Here is a 16,733-nt window from a genome sequence, read left to right on the forward strand (position 1 = left end):
GCTTCAATCCGGGAAAAGCGGACCCGTCCCGTTCACCGCGGCGGTGGCCCGTTCTCGGGGCACGGCCATTCCAATTGATCATTATCAGGTTGCGCCCCCCGCTGCCCCTGGAGGATACCGGTTCCGGCGCAGCGTCCGGGTTGACGGGCGCCCAGGGATTAGCCAAGGTGTAACAGTGCCCGCGAAATCTGAACAACCCGTGCCCGCCCGGCCGCTGCCGGGCAAACCGGGCACCGGCCATCAGATTGCGGCGCTGCTGGGTTTTCTTGCCCTGTCCCACGCGGTGTCGTTCCTGGGCTCGCTGGCGATCATCGCGAACGCCCACGGCTGGTACGCGGCAGCTAACAAGGCGCTCTGGACACCCCCGGACTGGGTCTTCGGGACCGTCTGGACGGTGCTCTACACGGCGATGGCCATAGCCGCCTGGCTCGTATGGCGCCAGCGGTCCGGCCGCCGCCGCGGCGCCCTATCGGCCTACGGGGTCCAGCTGGCCCTGAACCTGGCCTGGGCACCGGCCTTCTTCGGCATGTATCCCATGCTCGGAACCGCCGCCCTGTGGCTGGCTTTCCTCGTCATCACGGCCCTGACCCTTGCAGTAAGCCTTACCGTTCTCCGCTTCGGCCCCCTCAGCAGGACCGCCGGACTCCTGATGCTCCCCTACATTTCCTGGATCATCTTCTCCGCGAGCCTGAACCTCTACGCGGCAACCACCAACTGACCCCGATACCCCTGCGGGGAGCCACGAGTTGAACCACGCCCGACACGTCAGGCGGCCGGCGCGGGGCCGCGGATTCCCCGGCTGGACGGCCGGGAAACGTCGTGCTGCGTTTTGGGACCGGCGGTGGCACACACGCTGCGCGGGCGTACCCACTGATTCCTCGAATACCGCCACGCTGGGCATCTTTGATGAGTTATCGTTTCGTGACCGGCCGGCGCGGCCAGCGGGAAACTGGGGAGGTGAATATGGACGATGAATCGAAAGCCGTCGACAATGTGGTCGAACGCCTCGCCGAACGATTCCCGCATATTCCGCGCCCGAGCATTGAACAGGCTGTCCGGGAGGAACACCAGGCTTTGGACGGGGGCCGGATACGTGACTATGTACCCGTTCTCGTTGAGCACGCAGCCAAGGCCCGCTTGTCCCGCTGACCGCGCAGCCAAGGGCCCGCTCACTTGATCAATCGGTGCGGCATTGTGACAGGATGGGCGTCCACCGAAGGCGAGGGACCATGAGCGACACCGTTGAGTTCAACACCCCGGATGAGGCTGTGACGTTCGTGCGGGAAGGCCGGAAGGCACTTCATCTGACCCGTGCCCATCTGGCTGAGAGGGCAGGCGTTTCGCGCGAATTCGTCGTTGCCCTCGAACGCGGCCAGACGAACAACGAGCCCGACCAGACACTGCAGGTGCTGACAGCCGTCGGTTTCCGGATCCGCGCCTGACGCACCGCGGCCCCGTCCGCCTGGTCGATGATCTTCAAGGTCGGGACAGCTCGGAGCGACATGCGCAGGTTCGCTCCTAGCCTAGGAGCGCGCCAGCGCATAAAAGCCGGCCGGCCTTTTGGACGGACTGGATCTCTCGTCCGAGACGACCGGCGGCACGGAGGCCTGGCCTCCCGTGGCTAGTTCACCGTGCACTGTGTCAGCGGAGACAGTGACCGATCAGGGTTCCCCTTCCGGACACTCAGTGACGCGTTGCCTTGGCAAACAGCGAGTTTTCCTCTTCCATTTCTTGAGCTGACCGAGTAGATACCTGCCTCCGAACACCCCTTAGCGTACGAGGCGGCCCCTTATGCCAATAGTAGCCACGCCGGATAGCGCGACTGCCTGCCCGCATGGTGTGCGGGCAGGCAGTCTGTCCTGGCCGATGTACCGGTTCCTCTCAGCCCCTTCTATCAGGACCGGGATCGCCGGGGTCGTTCTCTGGGTCAGGGGCGGAAGAGCTCCTCGAAGGTGCCCGATGTGGTGGGCGAGCACGTGTTGGCCAGGCAGCCCAGGTGCCACAGGTGCTCGATGGTGGAGAGCAGGCTGTAGTGGTCCGAAAGCTGGGTTGTCGTCTTGTGCGGGCCTTCAGCAGAGTTGATCACGATCATCGGTGCGTGGCCGCCGCCGAGGACGGCCCCGTTCTGCCCGACCGGGCTGCCCGGGCCGCCAGAGGATCCGGAGTAGTCGTTCTCGTCCCATGCGAGGACGATGCTGGACTTGGTCGTCTTCCACGTCGGGGAGCTCATGATCTGCTGGACCGTCTGGTTGACATAGTTGTCCCCGAGCTGGATCGCGCCGTGATCGAGGCCGGAGTCGGGGTAGCCGCACTGGGGCAGGTTGATGAGGGCCGCCCCGGAGGGGGAGATTCCGTGCATGTCGTGGCACTGGTTCGGGCTGATCCAGACGAAGTTCGGCACGGTGCCGTTCGCTAGGTCGGTCTTTAGGTTGTTCTCGAGCGGCACGATGTTTTGCAGGCGCGGGCTGTCCGGGTAGTTGATGTCCGAGAAGTACATGAAGGGGTTGTGCTTTTGCGCGTACAGCTTCACTGTTGTCGAGCCGATCGTAGGCGCGTATTCGACCTGCGAGCCGGCGCTCGGGAGGTTCTCCATGTACGCCTTCCAGCTCAGCCCCTTGTTCTCGAGCTGGTCAACAATGGTCTGGCCCGAGAACATGTGCGGAGTGGATGAGGCGCTGGCGGCCTGCTCCGGGGTGAGGCTCCCGGTGACACCCGCCTCGCCGGAACCCGGGACAAACTCCTCGGGGGCGCACGTGACATTCGCGCCGGCCTTGCAGTCATCCCAGATGCCCTGGGGGCTTCCCGAAATGGTTGCAAGGTAGTTCGGCAGGCTCGGGTGGGTCACGCCGTGGTAATTCGCCGCAGTGTTGTAGCGCTGGGCGAGTGAATTGATGTACGGCGCGTCGGAGGTGTTGCCGATGACCTGGTCGTAGCCGTGGTTCTCCATCATGATGACGAAAACATGGTCAGGACCGTTCGCCCCCTGCCCGCTGGCATGGGCCACAGTGCCCGACGTCGTTTGCGCGTCCGCGGGCGCAGCCGCACCAACGGCTGCGAATCCAGTGAACGCGACGGTGGCAGCAAGCGCCGCTGCGCCTGCCCTCCGGCTTTTCAACATATTGGGCATTGAATAATCCTTTCGGGTTGCGCCCCGGGACGGAGCGCCTGTTTCTCGGGTAAAGCAGCAAGGTAAGGCCCAGTTGCCTGCGGAGGGAACGTCGGCTATCAGCCTTCGCTCCGATGCTCGTGCGGTCATCGGCCCAGTTGGGGGTCGCTTGTGAGCGCGTGGCTGTTCTCGAGCCGGCCGGCCAGGACGCGGATGAGCTTCGGGTCGCCGGCGGACGTGATCGTCAGGTCGTACCAGCCGCCTTGGGTCGGGATGACGACCGTCTTGCCCTGGCCCGGGTTGAGCGAGAGCGTCTGGGAGCCGGCGCCGTAGGCGTCCTTGAGGGTTAGGGCCATGCCCGTGGGGCCGGTGTTCTCGATTCGGAACTGTGCGTGCGGCGACGTGCCGTCAGCGGTGACTGCCACGCGGAGGTCCGCGGCCGCGGTCGTGCCGGCGAGGCGCCGGTACCAGCCGGCCGGGCCGTGCATGTGTACGTCATACTCGGCGCCGAGTGCCCAGGATGCGTCGAGCGAAGCCTTGGCTCCGATGGTGTATGAGTATGGAGCCTGCGGCAGGAGGTTGGAGCGGACCTGCACGTGCGCACCGAGCGGGCCGTGGTTGGACCAGTGGGCGGTGAGCGTGCCGCCTGCAATGGTGGCCTCGACGTCGAGGGCGTAGCCGAGCGGACGGGACGGGCGCGTGCCTTTCTCCTGGGACGGCATACTGTTCACGGCCGGCGGAGTCGGAACGTAGTTCGGGTGGCGGTTGTGGTCCGCCGGCTTGTATGTGGACGTGTCCGGCAGGGCCGGCGCCGCGCCGCCGGCGGCGGTGAAGTCGAACGCGCTGGTGAGGTCGCCGCTGACCGTGCGGCGCCACGGTGTGATGTTCGGCGAGGCGACGCCGAAGCGGGTCTCGAGGAACCGGATGATCGATGTGTGGTCGAACGTCTCCGAACAGACCCAGCCGCCCATGCTCCACGGGGAGGCCACGATCATCGGCACGCGCATACCCAGGCCGAAGTGTCCCGGGACGTCCTTGCTGCCGTAGAAGGTCGGGGTGCCGTCGTACCATTCACCTGCGGTCGAGACGGTGGACGCACCCGGGATCTGCGGGGTGTTCGGGTGCGGCGGGACGATGTGGTCGAAGAAGCCGTCGTTCTCGTCGTACATGAAGAGCACAGCCGTCTTGCTCCAGACGTCCGGGTTGGAGGTGAGGATATCCAGGATGTTCGCTGCGTACCAGGCGCCGAAGTTCGGCGGCCAGTTCGAGTGCTCCGTGTAGGCCTCGGGGGCCACGATGTAGGACACCTGAGGGAGCTTCCCCGAGGCGACATCCTCGCGGAAGATGCTGAAGAGGTCCTCTCCGGCCTTGGCGTTCGTGCCGGTGCGCGCCTTCTCGTACAACGGAGTTCCGGGCTTCGCGTCCTGGTACTGCTTAAAGTACAGGAGCGAGTTGTCGCCGTAGTTGCCGATGTACGCGTCGTTGGTCCAGCCCTCGTAGTGCGCCGGGTCGAGGCCCTCCCCGATGTCCTGGTAGACCTTCCACGACACGCCCGCCTTCTCGAGCTCCTCGGGATAGGTGCTCCACCAGTAGCCCTTCTCGTCGTTCCACAGGTCCGGGCCGCCGCCCTTGCGCTCCGGGTCGTCGCCGCCGGCGAACATGAAATAGCGGTTCGGGTCCGTGGGGCCGAGCACTGAGCAGTGGTACTGGTCACATACCGTGAACGCGTCCGCGAGGGCGAAATGGAATGGAATGTCCTGGCGCCCGTAAAAGGCCATGGTCGCGTCCGACTTCGCGGGCAGCCACCGGTCGTACTTGCCCGCGTTGAAGGCCTCGTGGGTCATCTTCCATGAGTGGTCGAGGTCCTCCATGAACTGCATGCCCAGGTTCGGCGCGTCCGGGTGGTACGGGAGGACATCACGCGTGCCGTTGTTCTGGTGGAAGGCGTCCTTGCCGCTGGGCAGGACCGCGGGGTGCGGGTCCGAGAACCCGCGCACACCCTTCAACGTGCCGAAGTAGTGATCGAATGCGCGGTTCTCCTGCATGAAGATCACCACATGCTCAACATCCTTGATCGAGCCGGTGGCCCTGTTGGCCGGGATCGAGGCAGCGCGTGCAACGCTTTGGCCGAGCATCTCGGCGATCGCGGTGCTCGCAGCACCCGCTCCCGCGAGCTGAAGAAAACGTCGACGATCGAGACCGGGCATGAACTTCTCCTCATACTTGATTACTGGCAAACCCCCGAGGCAGTGTTCCAGCACCAGGTAAAGCACAGGTTTCGACACGGCAAACTCTCGGCGGAGCCCACGGTGGGCGAGCACCAATAGCAACCACCGGCAATGAACCTCCACCCAACGAACGCTCATGACGCAAAGACGTTCCCGACCAACTGGTCCACCGCTAGAGGCACCAGTGACCTCACCAACCAAACATGGCATCAGTCTGCCGGGTTTTCCGGTATCAGTTGTGCCCTGACTCAAGTCTTTGGCTGGGTGGTCTGATGGGCGTCAAACAAGCCCGCGTTTCTCACTCCATTGTTCGGGCCCTATTTCTAATTTTTTTGGAACTAACGGATCCCGGCCACTCGTCCACTGCCGTCTCAGCAAAGGATCCTTTGCTGAGACGGCCGGGTGGACAGGATTTTCAGTGACAAGGCCTTGGCCACGACCGTCCAACATCCGGTCATCCGGTCATTCGGGCATCAGGCGAACTGACGAGTTCATGTACCTGTGGTGGGGTCAGCCGTCAAAGCGCAGGATGATTACCAGGCTGATCAGCGCGAGCACGCCGGCCAGGAGCATCGCCGACGCGGGGTTGCCGAAGTTGAGGGTCCATCCGAGACCGAACCGGCGCGGGACCATCAGCGTGGGGTCTTCGCGGTTGATGTAGAAGAGGCCGCCGCGCCAGTTCTTGTCGTCGTCGCGGTGGGTCAGGCCGGTGTCCCGCTCGCCGACGTCGCGCTCCCGGTTGTTCCTGGCCAGGACGACGAGGGTCACAACGACGGCGGCCAGGATCGGGAGCGCCACTACCAGCGGCGCCCACCGCGTAAGAGTGCCGGTCCACATCAGCAGCGATGATCCGAGCATTCCCAGGTCGATCATCGCAACCAGTCCGAGCAGTGCTTTGACGCCCAGTGACATGTACTGGCGGTACCAGCGCGAGGAGCCGACCGGGTGCGCCGGGTCGATGTCGGGGCGGCTGCGGTAGATGGCCGCCGCGATACCTACGAGCAGCGCGGTCATGCCGAGCTGCACGAACACCAAAGAGAAAGCGGTGCCGACCGACTTGGCGGCCACCCGGTCGGGCACGCCCTTCGCGCCGGAGTGCACCGCGAGTATCTCGGGCATCGACGGATAGCTGATCACGCCGATCACCACCGTAGTGATCGTGACGATCAGGGCCGGGGCCAGCCAGAGCCAGGGAAACCGCGGTGGATCGGTCCGCAGTCCCGTATCCACCGCAATGCCCTGGTGCACGCCCTCGAACCAGCCCCCGGCAGCCTTCGCGGCACGGATCTCGTTGTTGGCCAGGAAGAAGCAGCCATACCAGATACCGACGAGCACCAGCACAGACAACGGCAGCAGCAATGTTTCGCCGGTCACGCCGTAGATGACGGCGCCGGCCCCGGCCGCAACGATCCCTCCGGAGAGCACCCGCCGCCGGTAGATGCGGGTCTGCCTGAGCACCGCCGGGTCATACGCATGCCGGGCCGGTACCCGGACCCCGAACGGTACGGTCGGGCTGTTGATCGAGGGCAGCACCAGGGCGACGACGACCACGAGGGTCAACAACCCGGAGATCAGGACGATGGTAACGGTCATGGCGTGTCCTCTGGCTGCGTTGCATTAAATGAATCGAGTACGGACCGGCAGGTTGTGAGAACCTCGTCCGCCGGCACTCCCTGGGCGACGGCCTCGGCCAGCAGCGTCCGTGCCCTCGCGGTCCACTCCGCGCGGAACGGCGAGTCCGCTGAAGCAGCGATCACTACCGCTCCGGTCTTGCGGTTGAGCCGGATCAGGCCCTGCTGGCGCAGGAGGTCGTAGGCCTTGTTCACAGTATGGAAGTTGATCCCGAAGTCCGCAGCAAGAGCCCTGGTGGCCGGCAACGAACTGCCCTCGACCAGCACGCCCTCAGCGATCGCCTCCGTGATCCGGTCCCGAAGCTGCTGGTAGATCGGCACCCCACTGGCCAGATCGACGCTAAGGATCACCACTCCCACCTCCCGTCTTTACTCTATAAGTTGTAGAACAAAGAGCTACTGGTGGCAACGCCAAACCACCTGCCCAGACGTTGCGTCCACGGCGGAGTACGGGAGCCGGATCTGGGAACAAACACCACATCTGGGACGGTTTGATCGGCCGTCCGGGAATGGGAACTGTTCGCGAGACCACCGCTTGGGTCTATATTGACCGTGTCCGGTGAGTCGGACGTCGGACCGGTCGGCGGGTGGGAGTGCTCGACGCCGGGCTGACGGAACGACACGGACGGCGCAGCATCCGGCAGTTGTCTTTTGCCGGTGATGAGTGTCTGCCGTCGCGAACCGGCAGACACTGCGGGGCCGTGCCGTGCCGTGCCGGGCGGCCCCGCAGCCCTTCCATTCCACTCGGTGGGCGGCGGCCGCCGCGCGCCCGGAGCAGGACTTGACGTTCCCCCTCAACCGCCCCACCTCGGCGCCCATGCCCGCCGCCGTGCCCAGCACTGTTCCCACGCTGCCCAACGCCACAGTTCCCATCGCGCAATCGCCGTCCGGGTTCGATACCGCCCTGCCGGCCGCTGTAGTCATTGGCTTCGGCACACGCAATACTGCGATCATCGGGGGCGCGGCGTTTCACCTCCGCACGAAACATCGGAACCCCCCGACCGCACCGGTGAAGCGGGTACACCTGTTGGAGGGCACGGCTTGGGTACGGGGCGTACCCAAGGTAGCGTGGGCCGGGCAGACCGCGGCTCCGCCGCTGCGACTTCTAAGGAGCAACCATCAGCAGGTCACACCGGACATCGACCCATGAAGCCGACAGCGCAGTTGAGCTGAACCCCTTGTTTAGCCGGCCCGGGGAATCCACCATCTTCCCTCGTTTCACGATTCCCGAGGGAGAGTCGCTGCCCTCGACGGCCTATCAGGTTGTCCACGACGAGGCGATGCTGGACGGGAACTCCCGGCTGAATCTGGCGACCTTCGTGGGCACGTGGATGGAAGCGGAAGCTTCGAAACTTTACGCTGAGACCTTCGACAAGAACATGATCGACAAGGATGAATACCCGCAGACGGCCCAGATCGAGACGCGGTGCTGGCGGATGCTCGCGGACCTGTGGAATGCGCCCGATGCGGCCAAAACCGTCGGGGCTTCAACGATCGGTTCCTCCGAGGCCTGCATGCTCGGCGGCCTGGCCCTCAAACGCAGATGGCAGCATGCCAGACGCTCCGCTGGCCGTTCGGCGGACAAACCCAACCTCGTCCTGAGTTCCGCGGTGCAGGTGTGCTGGGAGAAGTTCTGCAATTACTGGGACGTGGAAGCCCGTTTTGTTCCTGTGTCGAAGGAGCACCAGATGCTCGACGGACACGATCTGGACCGGTACGTCGATGAGAACACTATCGGCGTCGTCGCCATCATGGGTGTGACCTACACCGGAGTATACGAACCTGTAGAAAAAATCTCGGCGGCGCTGGACGAAATCCAGGCACGCCGCGGCCTGGATATTCCCATCCATGTGGACGGGGCCTCCGGGGCCATGATCGCGCCGTTCCTGCAGCCAGACACCGTCTGGGACTTCCGCCTCCCGCGGGTCGCTTCGATCAACACCTCGGGCCACAAATACGGTTTGGTCTACCCGGGCCTTGGCTGGATCATCTGGCGGGACGAAGAGGCGCTCCCCGAAGACCTGATTTTCCACGTCAGTTATCTTGGCGGGGACATGCCTACCTTCGCACTGAACTTTTCCCGTCCCGGCGCCCAGGTGCTGCTGCAGTATTACCTCTTCCTCCGGCTCGGATTTGCCGGATACAAGTCCGTTCAGGCAACTTCGCGGGACGTGGCGCTCTTTCTGTCAGGCGAAATCGGAGCAATGGAGCCCTTTACTCTGTGGAGCGACGGATCTGACATTCCTGTCTTCGCGTGGCAGCTCGCTGACGGCCACACGGCAAACTGGGACCTTCACCACCTCTCCGAACGACTGCGGATGAACGGATGGCTCGTCCCGGCTTATCCCCTGCCCGAGGGACTGGGTGAGATCACTGTGCAAAGGATCGTGGTCCGTAACGGCTTCACCCGCGACCTCGCATCCAGTTTCCTGAGTGACCTGAAGAAGGAAGTCGCCTATCTGGACGCGCTCACCGCACCGATGCCCGACGGTGGGCAAACTCAGGCGTTCCACCACTAGGTGCGTGGGTCAGTAGTCGATTTTGCCGATTTTTTGTGTTGAGAATCAACAAGAAGTTGGGCTTATTCGGCGCAAAATGGCTTCGGATTTGTAGGATTCATCAACCAGTCTCCATTACTGACCCACGCTCCTAGCCCAGCGGGCCCCAACTAAGGATCCCCCTATGTGCCGACTATTCGGCCTGCACGCTGGCCCCCGGCGCGTCCGTGCCACATTCTGGCTGCTGGACGCCCCGGACAGCCTGTCCGACCAAAGCAGGCGCGAGCCGGACGGCGCCGGCATCGGCACCTACGACGCCGACCGCAGAGCCCATGTGGCTAAGCAACCGCTCGCCGCCTGGGAGGACCATGCATTTGCCCGCGAGGCCAGAGATCTGAAGAGCACCACATTCCTGGCCCACGTCCGGTATGCCAGCACCGGTGCACACACGATGGTCAACACGCACCCGTTTGAGCAGGATGGACGGCTGTTCGCCCACAACGGCGCCTTCGGTGGCCTCGAGCGTCTCGATCAGCGTCTGGCCCAGCTCGGGGTCGCCGGTCTCGTGCACGGACAGACCGACAGCGAACGGCTCTTTGCCCTCATCACCGCCGAGAGCCGGCGGGCCGGCGGCGACGTCGGAGAAGGCATCACCCGCGCAGTCACCTGGATCGCCAAGGAGTTGCCCGTGTTAAGCCTGAACCTCATAGTGACGACCGCGACGGATCTTTGGGCGCTCAGGTACCCCGCCACCCATGAGCTGCACGTCCTGGAACGGGACCCCGCCGGTGGCCCCGGCCAGGGAGCGCCGCTGGACGCACGGAGCCCGCGTATCCACGCCCGCAGTGAAGAGCTCGCCAACTCCTCGCATGTCCTCATTGCCACCGAACCGATGGATCAGAACCCCGGGTGGCGACCCTTGGCGGCCGGTGAACTGGTGCACGTCGGCCCGAACCTTGCACTCACAGCCAGCTTTCCCTTTCCGGATGCCCCGGCGCATCCGCTCAGCCTGTCCGATCTTGACCCGGCCGCCGCGGCATCTCAAAAACCCTGACCCCGGCCCCCTGCGCCGTAGGGGGCAACCGGGCCGCTGAGGCGCAGCCGGCCCGGTTGCCGCCCGCGTTACGGCGCAAGGGGTCCCGGTATCCGTCAGCGAATCCGTGGCTGTTGATGGGAAGCACCGGTTGAAGCCGGCCCGACGGGTATGACGGGCCAGCGGGCAACCAGTCAGTCTACGATCGAATCAATCCGTTGAAGCACATTCCAGGCCAGCTGGCCGTTGACTCCTGCGTTCACGAAGTGAACGCAGGAGGACTGGTAACCGCGCTGGAACATCGACATCCAGACCCGGCTGACGTCGCCCGGGGTGATGCTGTCGGCTCGAATGGCAGCGAACGCTGCCGCAGCTGTATGCCTACCTATATCTACGGCCCGGACCGCGGTATCGGGTGCTCGGCGAGGCCCGACAGAAGGCGTCCCGCGATCCCGCGACTCGCTTCACGACGCTTCCCAGAAGTACTTACAAACGCTCGACGTTTAGGGGCGTTAACCTCGGCCCGGTAGAGGGACCCTAGAGGTCCGTCCGGCCGGCTCGTTCGTCGTCTAGGCGCGGTGAGCGCTTGCCGGCCGGGGCTCCGGTGGAGCGCAGGCAGCATTGTGGTCCTTTGACGGCGGGCACGGAGAACCAGACGAAACACTGCATTTGTTCCACATCCCGATGCCCAGGACGGCGCCGTCCAGCGGCCTTTGGCTTCCATGAAGAGTCCTGTCGCCGGAACGGCGCCTCGTGCCAGCGTTAGACGGAGACGGCGACCAAATCCATGCTTGGGCTTGTCGTTTCTCCGTCCCCTTCGAGGAACGGTTCGCCGAGGCTGGAGTAGCCGGCGGGTTCCTGGTGAGTGAGGCCGGTGGCGTGGGCGACGACGTCGGCGAGTCTGCCGTGGCGGTCGAACGCTTGCCGCTGCCGGCCGGCCCCCGTGCCCTGATCAAGGATCCTTTGCAGTGACTGTGCGACGTAGGCGGCATCGCCGGTATCTTCCAGGGCCTCCCGGACATGGCCGTAGAGTGCGTCGAAGACATTTCTTGCGGTGTCTGGCCGGTGCGTTACCGGGTGGAGGAGCTCCCCGTCCGTGCCCCAACGGCTGGCGCGCCAGGCTCCCTGACGCAGGATTGTGGCGGGAACCATGTCCGGTGACTGTCCGGCCTCCCATTCCCGGGCGGCGGTCTCCACCAGCGCCCGCACCAACGCGGCGATCAGTGCGGCGTCGCGGGTATCAAGGCAAACATCGGCCACCCGGACCTCGACGGTCGGGTGCCGGATGGACAGGCGCGCGTCAAAATCCGGGCTGGTTACGACCCCTGTGCCCGACAGGTCCTCCACCAGCGAGTGGTAGGCCTGTGCCGAGCCGAAGACCTCTGTGGGCCCGGCTGTGGACCACCGGTTCCACGCCTGGGTTCGGAAACTGGAGTAGCCGGTGTCTGTGCCGTTCCAGAACGGGGAATTTGAGCTCAATGCTATGAGCGGCGGCAGCCAGGATCTGATCCGGTCCAGGACCGCGACGCCTTCCTCATCGGAGTCCACGGAGACATGGACGTGGTATCCGCAGGTCAGTTGCTCGCGGGCCGTAAGAGCGTACTTTTCCATCAAGGCGTCATAGCGGTCGTTGCGGGTGGCGTGCGGTATGGCCGGCAGCGGAGACGTGGCCAAGGCAGCGATCCTCGCGCCCGCCGTCCGGGCCAGCGAATCGGCATAGGCCCGACCCGCCCGTATCTCGGCCGAGAGTCCGCTCAGGCTGCCATGCGGGTGGGTGATGACTTCGAGCTGCTCCTGGTGAAGCTCGGCGGCCAGCATCTGGAGGGGTGCCAGGTGGTTCGCCGCTTGGCGACCGGGATCGTGCAGGCGAAGCACCTCTCCGGCCAGGGGCAGAGGGTACCCGCTGTCGGGATCCACGATCAGGAATTCTTCTTCAACACCAAAAGTACGCACGTGCTAAGTGTGACCGACGAAAATGACAGCGGACGACCACGAGTCAGCATCGGCGCGCAGGGGCTGTCGAACTCCCCCAAAGCGAACGCCAGCCTTGCCCTCAACACTATTTCACTTCCAACACCATCGAGACCGCAGACCAATCGTCAGGTACTGTCTGCGGGCTCGCCGGCGGCGAGTGTCAGCGTGGCCCCATAGATCCTCTCGGCAAGGTGTCGGGAAATGCCACATCAGACCCCAGTCTGTCGCGAGTGTGGACAATTGCCTGACGCCAGGTTGAGGTATACCCCAACCGGACGATGAAATGCCCCTTCTGGCCCGAACGCCCTCTTGTCGGATTGTGTATCGTGAACGAACCCCGACACACTCAGGCAGCCTTTGGCGCTACTTTTCTGCGCGTTGGTCCCCGATCCGTGATAAAGCAAGCACTACCAGCGGCTAGAGGCCGAGGTCCTTGAGCGCAGTGGTCCAGTTCCTGGCGATCGCGTTCTGCGCATCGGCGAGCTTCACTTTATGGTCGCAGACCGCCTTGTGCAGGGTGTTCTCCACGGCATCCTTCGGGTTCGTCGTCCCGGTGGCCCCCACATGGTTCATTTCCGGCCACAGGTTCGAGGCCGAGTTGGTGCCTCCCAATTCCAAGGAGACCAGGTGGTCCAGCTCGATGGTGGACTCGGTGGGCTCGCCGTACGCACGGAGGCTGATTGCCTTGAACTTGTCTGTATCCGAGGCCGGCGGGCGGACCGTGGAGCTGTAGCCGGACTTGCAGACCGTGGAGTCGATGTTGTCCTGGGTGACGGCCGGGTCGATAGCGCCGGGGGTGCAGGAAGGGTCCGGGAGGTAGTCGCCCTTGGCGGCGTCCAGGACCTGGGCCTTGCAGGAGGTCAGCTGCTCGTCCATGGCGACCACACCGGGCGAGTGGACCTGCTTGACGCCCGGCCATCCGGAGACGGCCGCGCCGGGGGCCGGGACGTTCGCGGTCTTCAGGGCGCTGTCGGTTGCCGTGGCAGCCGATGACGTCGCAGTCTCCGCCTTGTTCGCCGTTGAACACCCGGTGGCAGTAGCCAGCAGGAGCAAGACGGCGGCAGTGGTCAGGATGCGCTGTGTGGTCTTCATGATCCTCACATGTACGGCAGATTGAAAGTGTATGCCCGGCAGGAGTCCTGCTTACCGTGCGGGCCAGAGGACCTGCGGGGCACTGTATGCATACGGGCCGCCCCCGGGAGGCAGTCGGTCCGTGCTTGTCTTTTACTACTGTCCTGGCTGACGGGCGATGAATCCCGCCATCCCGGGCACGGTGAAGGCTATGACACCGTGCTCCGGAGCGTACACGAGACCCTTCCCGATCAGGCTCGCCCGGATCGGACCGAGGCTGGCCGCACTGCGGCCAAGCCGCGCGGCGATTTCTCCCGAGGAGCTGCCGTTGTCTCCGTCTTCGGCCATCGCCCGCAGGTACCCCTGTTCGGCCCGGGTCGCACGGTCCCACCGGGCCCGGAAAAATCCGCTGTCCAGTGCCGCCCTGCCGTTGGCCGCACCGACCCGGGCATCGTCATAGGTTATTCTCGGACCGGCGGCCGCGTTCCACGTATCCTGCCCGAACTGCTGCAGGAAGTACGGATACCCCGCGCTTTCGCCGACGATAAGCTCAACAGCCGACTCCTCCCAGCCGACACCGTCCTCGGCAGCCGGCTTTGTCAGCGCGTCTGAGGCGAGGGATCCGCGGAGCTCTTCGATCTTCTCGTAGTTGAACCGCTCCGCGTAGGACTTCGCTTCGGCCAGTACCCGGGGAAGACTTGGCAAACCGGCCAACGCAAAGAGCACCCGCCAGTCGTCCTGAGCCGCCGCATGCGCAATCGCGCAAATGGCCACCCGCTCCGATGGCTTCAGATCCTGAGCTTCATCGATCAGAATTGCCAGGCCCACCCCTTCCTCTTCGGCCGCGGCGGCCAGGTCGTGGATAAGCTTGCGGAGATCTGTTTCCAAGACGCCGGTGTCTGCCCCTCCGCCGGAGGCCCCGGACAGGTCGAGCCCGAAGTTCCAGGTCCCTGCCGGGTCGTAGGATGCTTTAAAGCTGAGCGCCGTCTTGAGGGCCTTAATTAGACGCCGCCCCGCCGACGGCCGCGCGAGATCGGCCAGCGAAGCGTGCAGTGCCTCACCCAACGCCTCCCGCAGCGATTTCCCCGCACCCGCTTCTACCTGTGCGACAAGCCATTCGCGATCGACCGCAGCCCGCCGGAAATCCGACAGCAGAACCGTCTTCCCGACGCCGCGCAGTCCGTAGAGCACGAACGGCTGGGCTGACCGGCCGATTTCCACCCGGTCCAGCGCGACCGTCCAATTTGACCGGGGATGGTCCCGCCCGACGAGAGCGGCCGGCTTACGGCCCGCCCCAGGAGAGTACGGGTTAAGTACCGGATCCATCACGCCTCATCTCTATCGAAATCTACAGAAGTATAGCAAATTGCTAGATTTGAATAGATTTTTGTAGAGTCTTCGTCAAAGCTGTCCGGCAGAGGCCTCCTCTGGCGGCACCGCAGAACCGCACCAAGGGGCGATTACCCCATCTCGCCCCGACTTCCCTGCGGCAATGCGTGCGTGCCAAGTGTCCAGCAAAAACTCCGTCACAGTCACGGTGCTATTCAGCGCAAGCCTCGCATGGCGAGGATGAAGGTTGCTCCGCGTCGTCCGTCCATGACCCAGTCCTAGCTGGTTGCGTAGCTCGCTAATTCCTTGAATCGTCGTCGTCATGGCCCGAAGGATCAATTGGCTGCTCTGGCTCCCGCGTGTGTCTCCATCCACAGCTTCGGCATTGAGCGAGAGCAAGACTGAGACCTTCTTGTAGAGCGCGGGCAGGTCGTCGCTCTTCTTGTACTCGGTCTGGCTGTGGTCGAGGATGAGCTTGCACAGCGTCTCAATCAGCTCTTTGCATGATCCGATTGCAGCCGGCGGGTCAATCTCAACCCCACGTTCGATGCGGTCGAGAAGCGCGAGACAACGCGCTGCGAGCGTCTCGGCCCATCATGCTGGTAGTGGCCGTTATTCAAGTGGTCTGTGTTCGTCGGTGTTTTGATGTCCGGCCTGGGTTGGTTGGTCGTGGGTCCCTGGTGCGTAGCCGGCCCAGGGCGATCCGGCTTCGGCGGCGATCCTGATGGTGCTGGTGTGGTGGTAGCCCAGTGCCTGGGCGAGGACGGGGGCCGGGGCCTGGAGTACCAGGTGTCGTATTGCTGAGGTTCGTCCGCGTTGGGGCGGGATGCCGAGTTTTTGCAGGAAAGCCCGGAGGGTGGCCGGGTGAATTGGCTCTCCGGCGCGTTGTCCTGGGAATAGCCAGCGGGATCCGGGGTTGGTTGCCGTGTCCAGGTTGGGGCGGTTTTCCAGGTAGTTCTGCAGGAGCCGGGCCAGTGGGGCGGGTACCGGTGTTGGCGGATCGCCCAGGCGGATTGTGGTAGTGGTCCCGTCGTTGATGACGTCGCTGGTCGTGAGTCTGACGATGCGTGTTGCCGGTTGGGCGTAGAGCAGGATCAGCAGGCCGGCGATTCTGGAGTGAAGTGGGATGCTCTCCTCGGTGAGGAGGCGCTGGATGGTGCTGATTCTGTGGTGTTGGCTCATCGGAGCCTGGGTCGTTGTCTGGCGGGAATGGGTGGTTAGGACGGGCATGTTGCCGTTCTTCATGCACCAGGTCAGGAATGCGTGGGATGGCCGGCGCGTGGAGTATTTCTCGCTTTGCCAGGCGTCCAGATCGGCTTGCCGGGTGCGGTCGAGGGCAGTGCTGCGGCGGGTGAGCCAGGCCAGGAACGCCAGGGCCTGGGTCTGTTGTTCGCGGGCTTCCTTCGCCGGTGAACCGCCCAACGGGGCTTTGTTTGCTTTGGCCCGTAATTTGCGGAGCTGGTGCCATGTGGCAAAGCGGTGCAGGAGCCGGCCGTGTTCGGGGTCAGCCACGGCGGCCAGATGGACGGCCAGCCACCGTTCGAAGAGCAGGAGTTGCCGGTCCTTGAGGGGCAGGACGCCGCTTTGCATGAGCAGGTCGCGTAGATAGGCGGCGGTTCTCCAGTTGGGCAGTTGTTGGAACGCTTCGTGGGTCAGGGCGAGCCGTCCGGCGGCAAGATCCTCCAGCATGGTCCGGGGCTGGGCGCTCTGGATCCAGCCCAGCCCCAGGACTGGCCGTTGCATGGTCCTTATCTGGTCAAAGAGCGGGATCAGGGGTGGGTGGATGCGGCCGCTGCCATCATCGAGCAGCGTGCTCAGCAGGTCGGTGAGGGTGCATCGTTCGCACAGTCTGCCACCGAGCAA

General features: G+C 64.4%; 14 protein-coding genes. 5 read left to right on the plus strand and 9 right to left on the minus strand.

The genetic code is table 11. The features are described from left to right. The first annotated feature begins 175 nt into the window (after positions 1-175). The 3 genes from ACQCSY_RS10000 to ACQCSY_RS10010 all read left to right on the plus strand — a co-directional run bounded on the left by ACQCSY_RS10000 (position 176) and on the right by ACQCSY_RS10010 (position 1,442). Positions 176-718 carry a TspO/MBR family protein gene (locus tag ACQCSY_RS10000; RefSeq protein WP_427135284.1) on the plus strand — a complete coding sequence of 181 codons (543 nt, stop codon included), beginning with the start codon at positions 176-178 and terminating at the stop codon, positions 716-718. A 245-nt stretch (positions 719-963) separates the two neighbouring features. Then, complete coding sequence (locus ACQCSY_RS10005; protein ID WP_427135285.1) at positions 964-1,149, plus strand: three-helix bundle dimerization domain-containing protein; 186 nt, start codon at positions 964-966, stop codon at positions 1,147-1,149. 80 nt (positions 1,150-1,229) lie between these two features. Continuing rightward, the gene (locus tag ACQCSY_RS10010; protein ID WP_427135287.1) at positions 1,230-1,442 is read left to right on the plus strand and encodes a helix-turn-helix domain-containing protein; all 213 of its coding nucleotides are present in this window, start codon (positions 1,230-1,232) and stop codon (positions 1,440-1,442) included. 485 nt (positions 1,443-1,927) lie between these two features. Here ACQCSY_RS10010 and ACQCSY_RS10015 read toward each other — a convergent pair whose 3' ends face one another. From ACQCSY_RS10015 to ACQCSY_RS10030, 4 genes are all read right to left on the minus strand, one after another. Continuing rightward, positions 1,928-3,127: an alkaline phosphatase family protein gene (locus ACQCSY_RS10015; protein ID WP_427135289.1), complete on the minus strand. Its 1,200-nt coding sequence runs from the start codon at positions 3,125-3,127 to the stop codon at positions 1,928-1,930. Positions 3,128-3,252: 125 nt separating this feature from the next. Beyond that, positions 3,253-5,313, minus strand: coding sequence for a phosphocholine-specific phospholipase C (locus ACQCSY_RS10020; RefSeq protein WP_427135291.1), 2,061 nt, complete (start codon positions 5,311-5,313; stop codon positions 3,253-3,255). A 531-nt stretch (positions 5,314-5,844) separates the two neighbouring features. Next, positions 5,845-6,927 (minus strand): DUF1648 domain-containing protein, encoded by a 1,083-nt coding sequence (locus ACQCSY_RS10025; RefSeq protein WP_427135293.1) that lies wholly within the window; start codon positions 6,925-6,927, stop codon positions 5,845-5,847. Beyond that, positions 6,924-7,319: a GntR family transcriptional regulator gene (locus ACQCSY_RS10030; protein WP_427135294.1), complete on the minus strand. Its 396-nt coding sequence runs from the start codon at positions 7,317-7,319 to the stop codon at positions 6,924-6,926. Before ACQCSY_RS10030 ends, ACQCSY_RS10025 begins: the two co-directional genes overlap by 4 nt. Before the next feature lie 764 nt (positions 7,320-8,083). Between ACQCSY_RS10030 and ACQCSY_RS10035 the strand changes: the two genes are divergently transcribed. Together ACQCSY_RS10035 and ACQCSY_RS10040 are read left to right on the plus strand one after the other, a co-directional pair. Then, complete coding sequence (locus ACQCSY_RS10035; protein ID WP_427135772.1) at positions 8,084-9,484, plus strand: glutamate decarboxylase; 1,401 nt, start codon at positions 8,084-8,086, stop codon at positions 9,482-9,484. A 163-nt stretch (positions 9,485-9,647) separates the two neighbouring features. Next, on the plus strand, positions 9,648-10,517 hold the full coding sequence (locus ACQCSY_RS10040) for a class II glutamine amidotransferase (RefSeq protein WP_427135296.1): 870 nt from the start codon (positions 9,648-9,650) through the stop codon (positions 10,515-10,517). Between the two features lie 741 nt (positions 10,518-11,258). On the opposite strand, the gene ACQCSY_RS10045 is transcribed toward ACQCSY_RS10040, so the two are convergent. From ACQCSY_RS10045 to ACQCSY_RS10065, 5 genes are all read right to left on the minus strand, one after another. After that, positions 11,259-12,449 carry a glutamate--cysteine ligase gene (locus ACQCSY_RS10045; RefSeq protein WP_427135298.1) on the minus strand — a complete coding sequence of 397 codons (1,191 nt, stop codon included), beginning with the start codon at positions 12,447-12,449 and terminating at the stop codon, positions 11,259-11,261. 438 nt (positions 12,450-12,887) lie between these two features. Continuing rightward, positions 12,888-13,562 (minus strand): hypothetical protein, encoded by a 675-nt coding sequence (locus tag ACQCSY_RS10050; protein ID WP_211882345.1) that lies wholly within the window; start codon positions 13,560-13,562, stop codon positions 12,888-12,890. 135 nt (positions 13,563-13,697) lie between these two features. Beyond that, positions 13,698-14,867, minus strand: a complete 1,170-nt coding sequence (locus ACQCSY_RS10055; protein ID WP_211882356.1) for an ATP-binding protein — start codon at positions 14,865-14,867, stop codon at positions 13,698-13,700. A gap of 75 nt (positions 14,868-14,942) precedes the next feature. Beyond that, a complete protein-coding gene (locus ACQCSY_RS10060; protein ID WP_427135774.1) occupies positions 14,943-15,419 on the minus strand; it encodes an abortive infection family protein in 477 nt (158 codons plus the stop codon). 63 nt (positions 15,420-15,482) lie between these two features. Then, positions 15,483-16,733, minus strand: coding sequence for a hypothetical protein (locus ACQCSY_RS10065; protein ID WP_427130527.1), 1,251 nt, complete (start codon positions 16,731-16,733; stop codon positions 15,483-15,485).

The sequence above is a fragment of the Pseudarthrobacter sp. S9 genome (assembly GCF_050156545.1).
GTDB lineage: Bacteria > Actinomycetota > Actinomycetes > Actinomycetales > Micrococcaceae > Arthrobacter.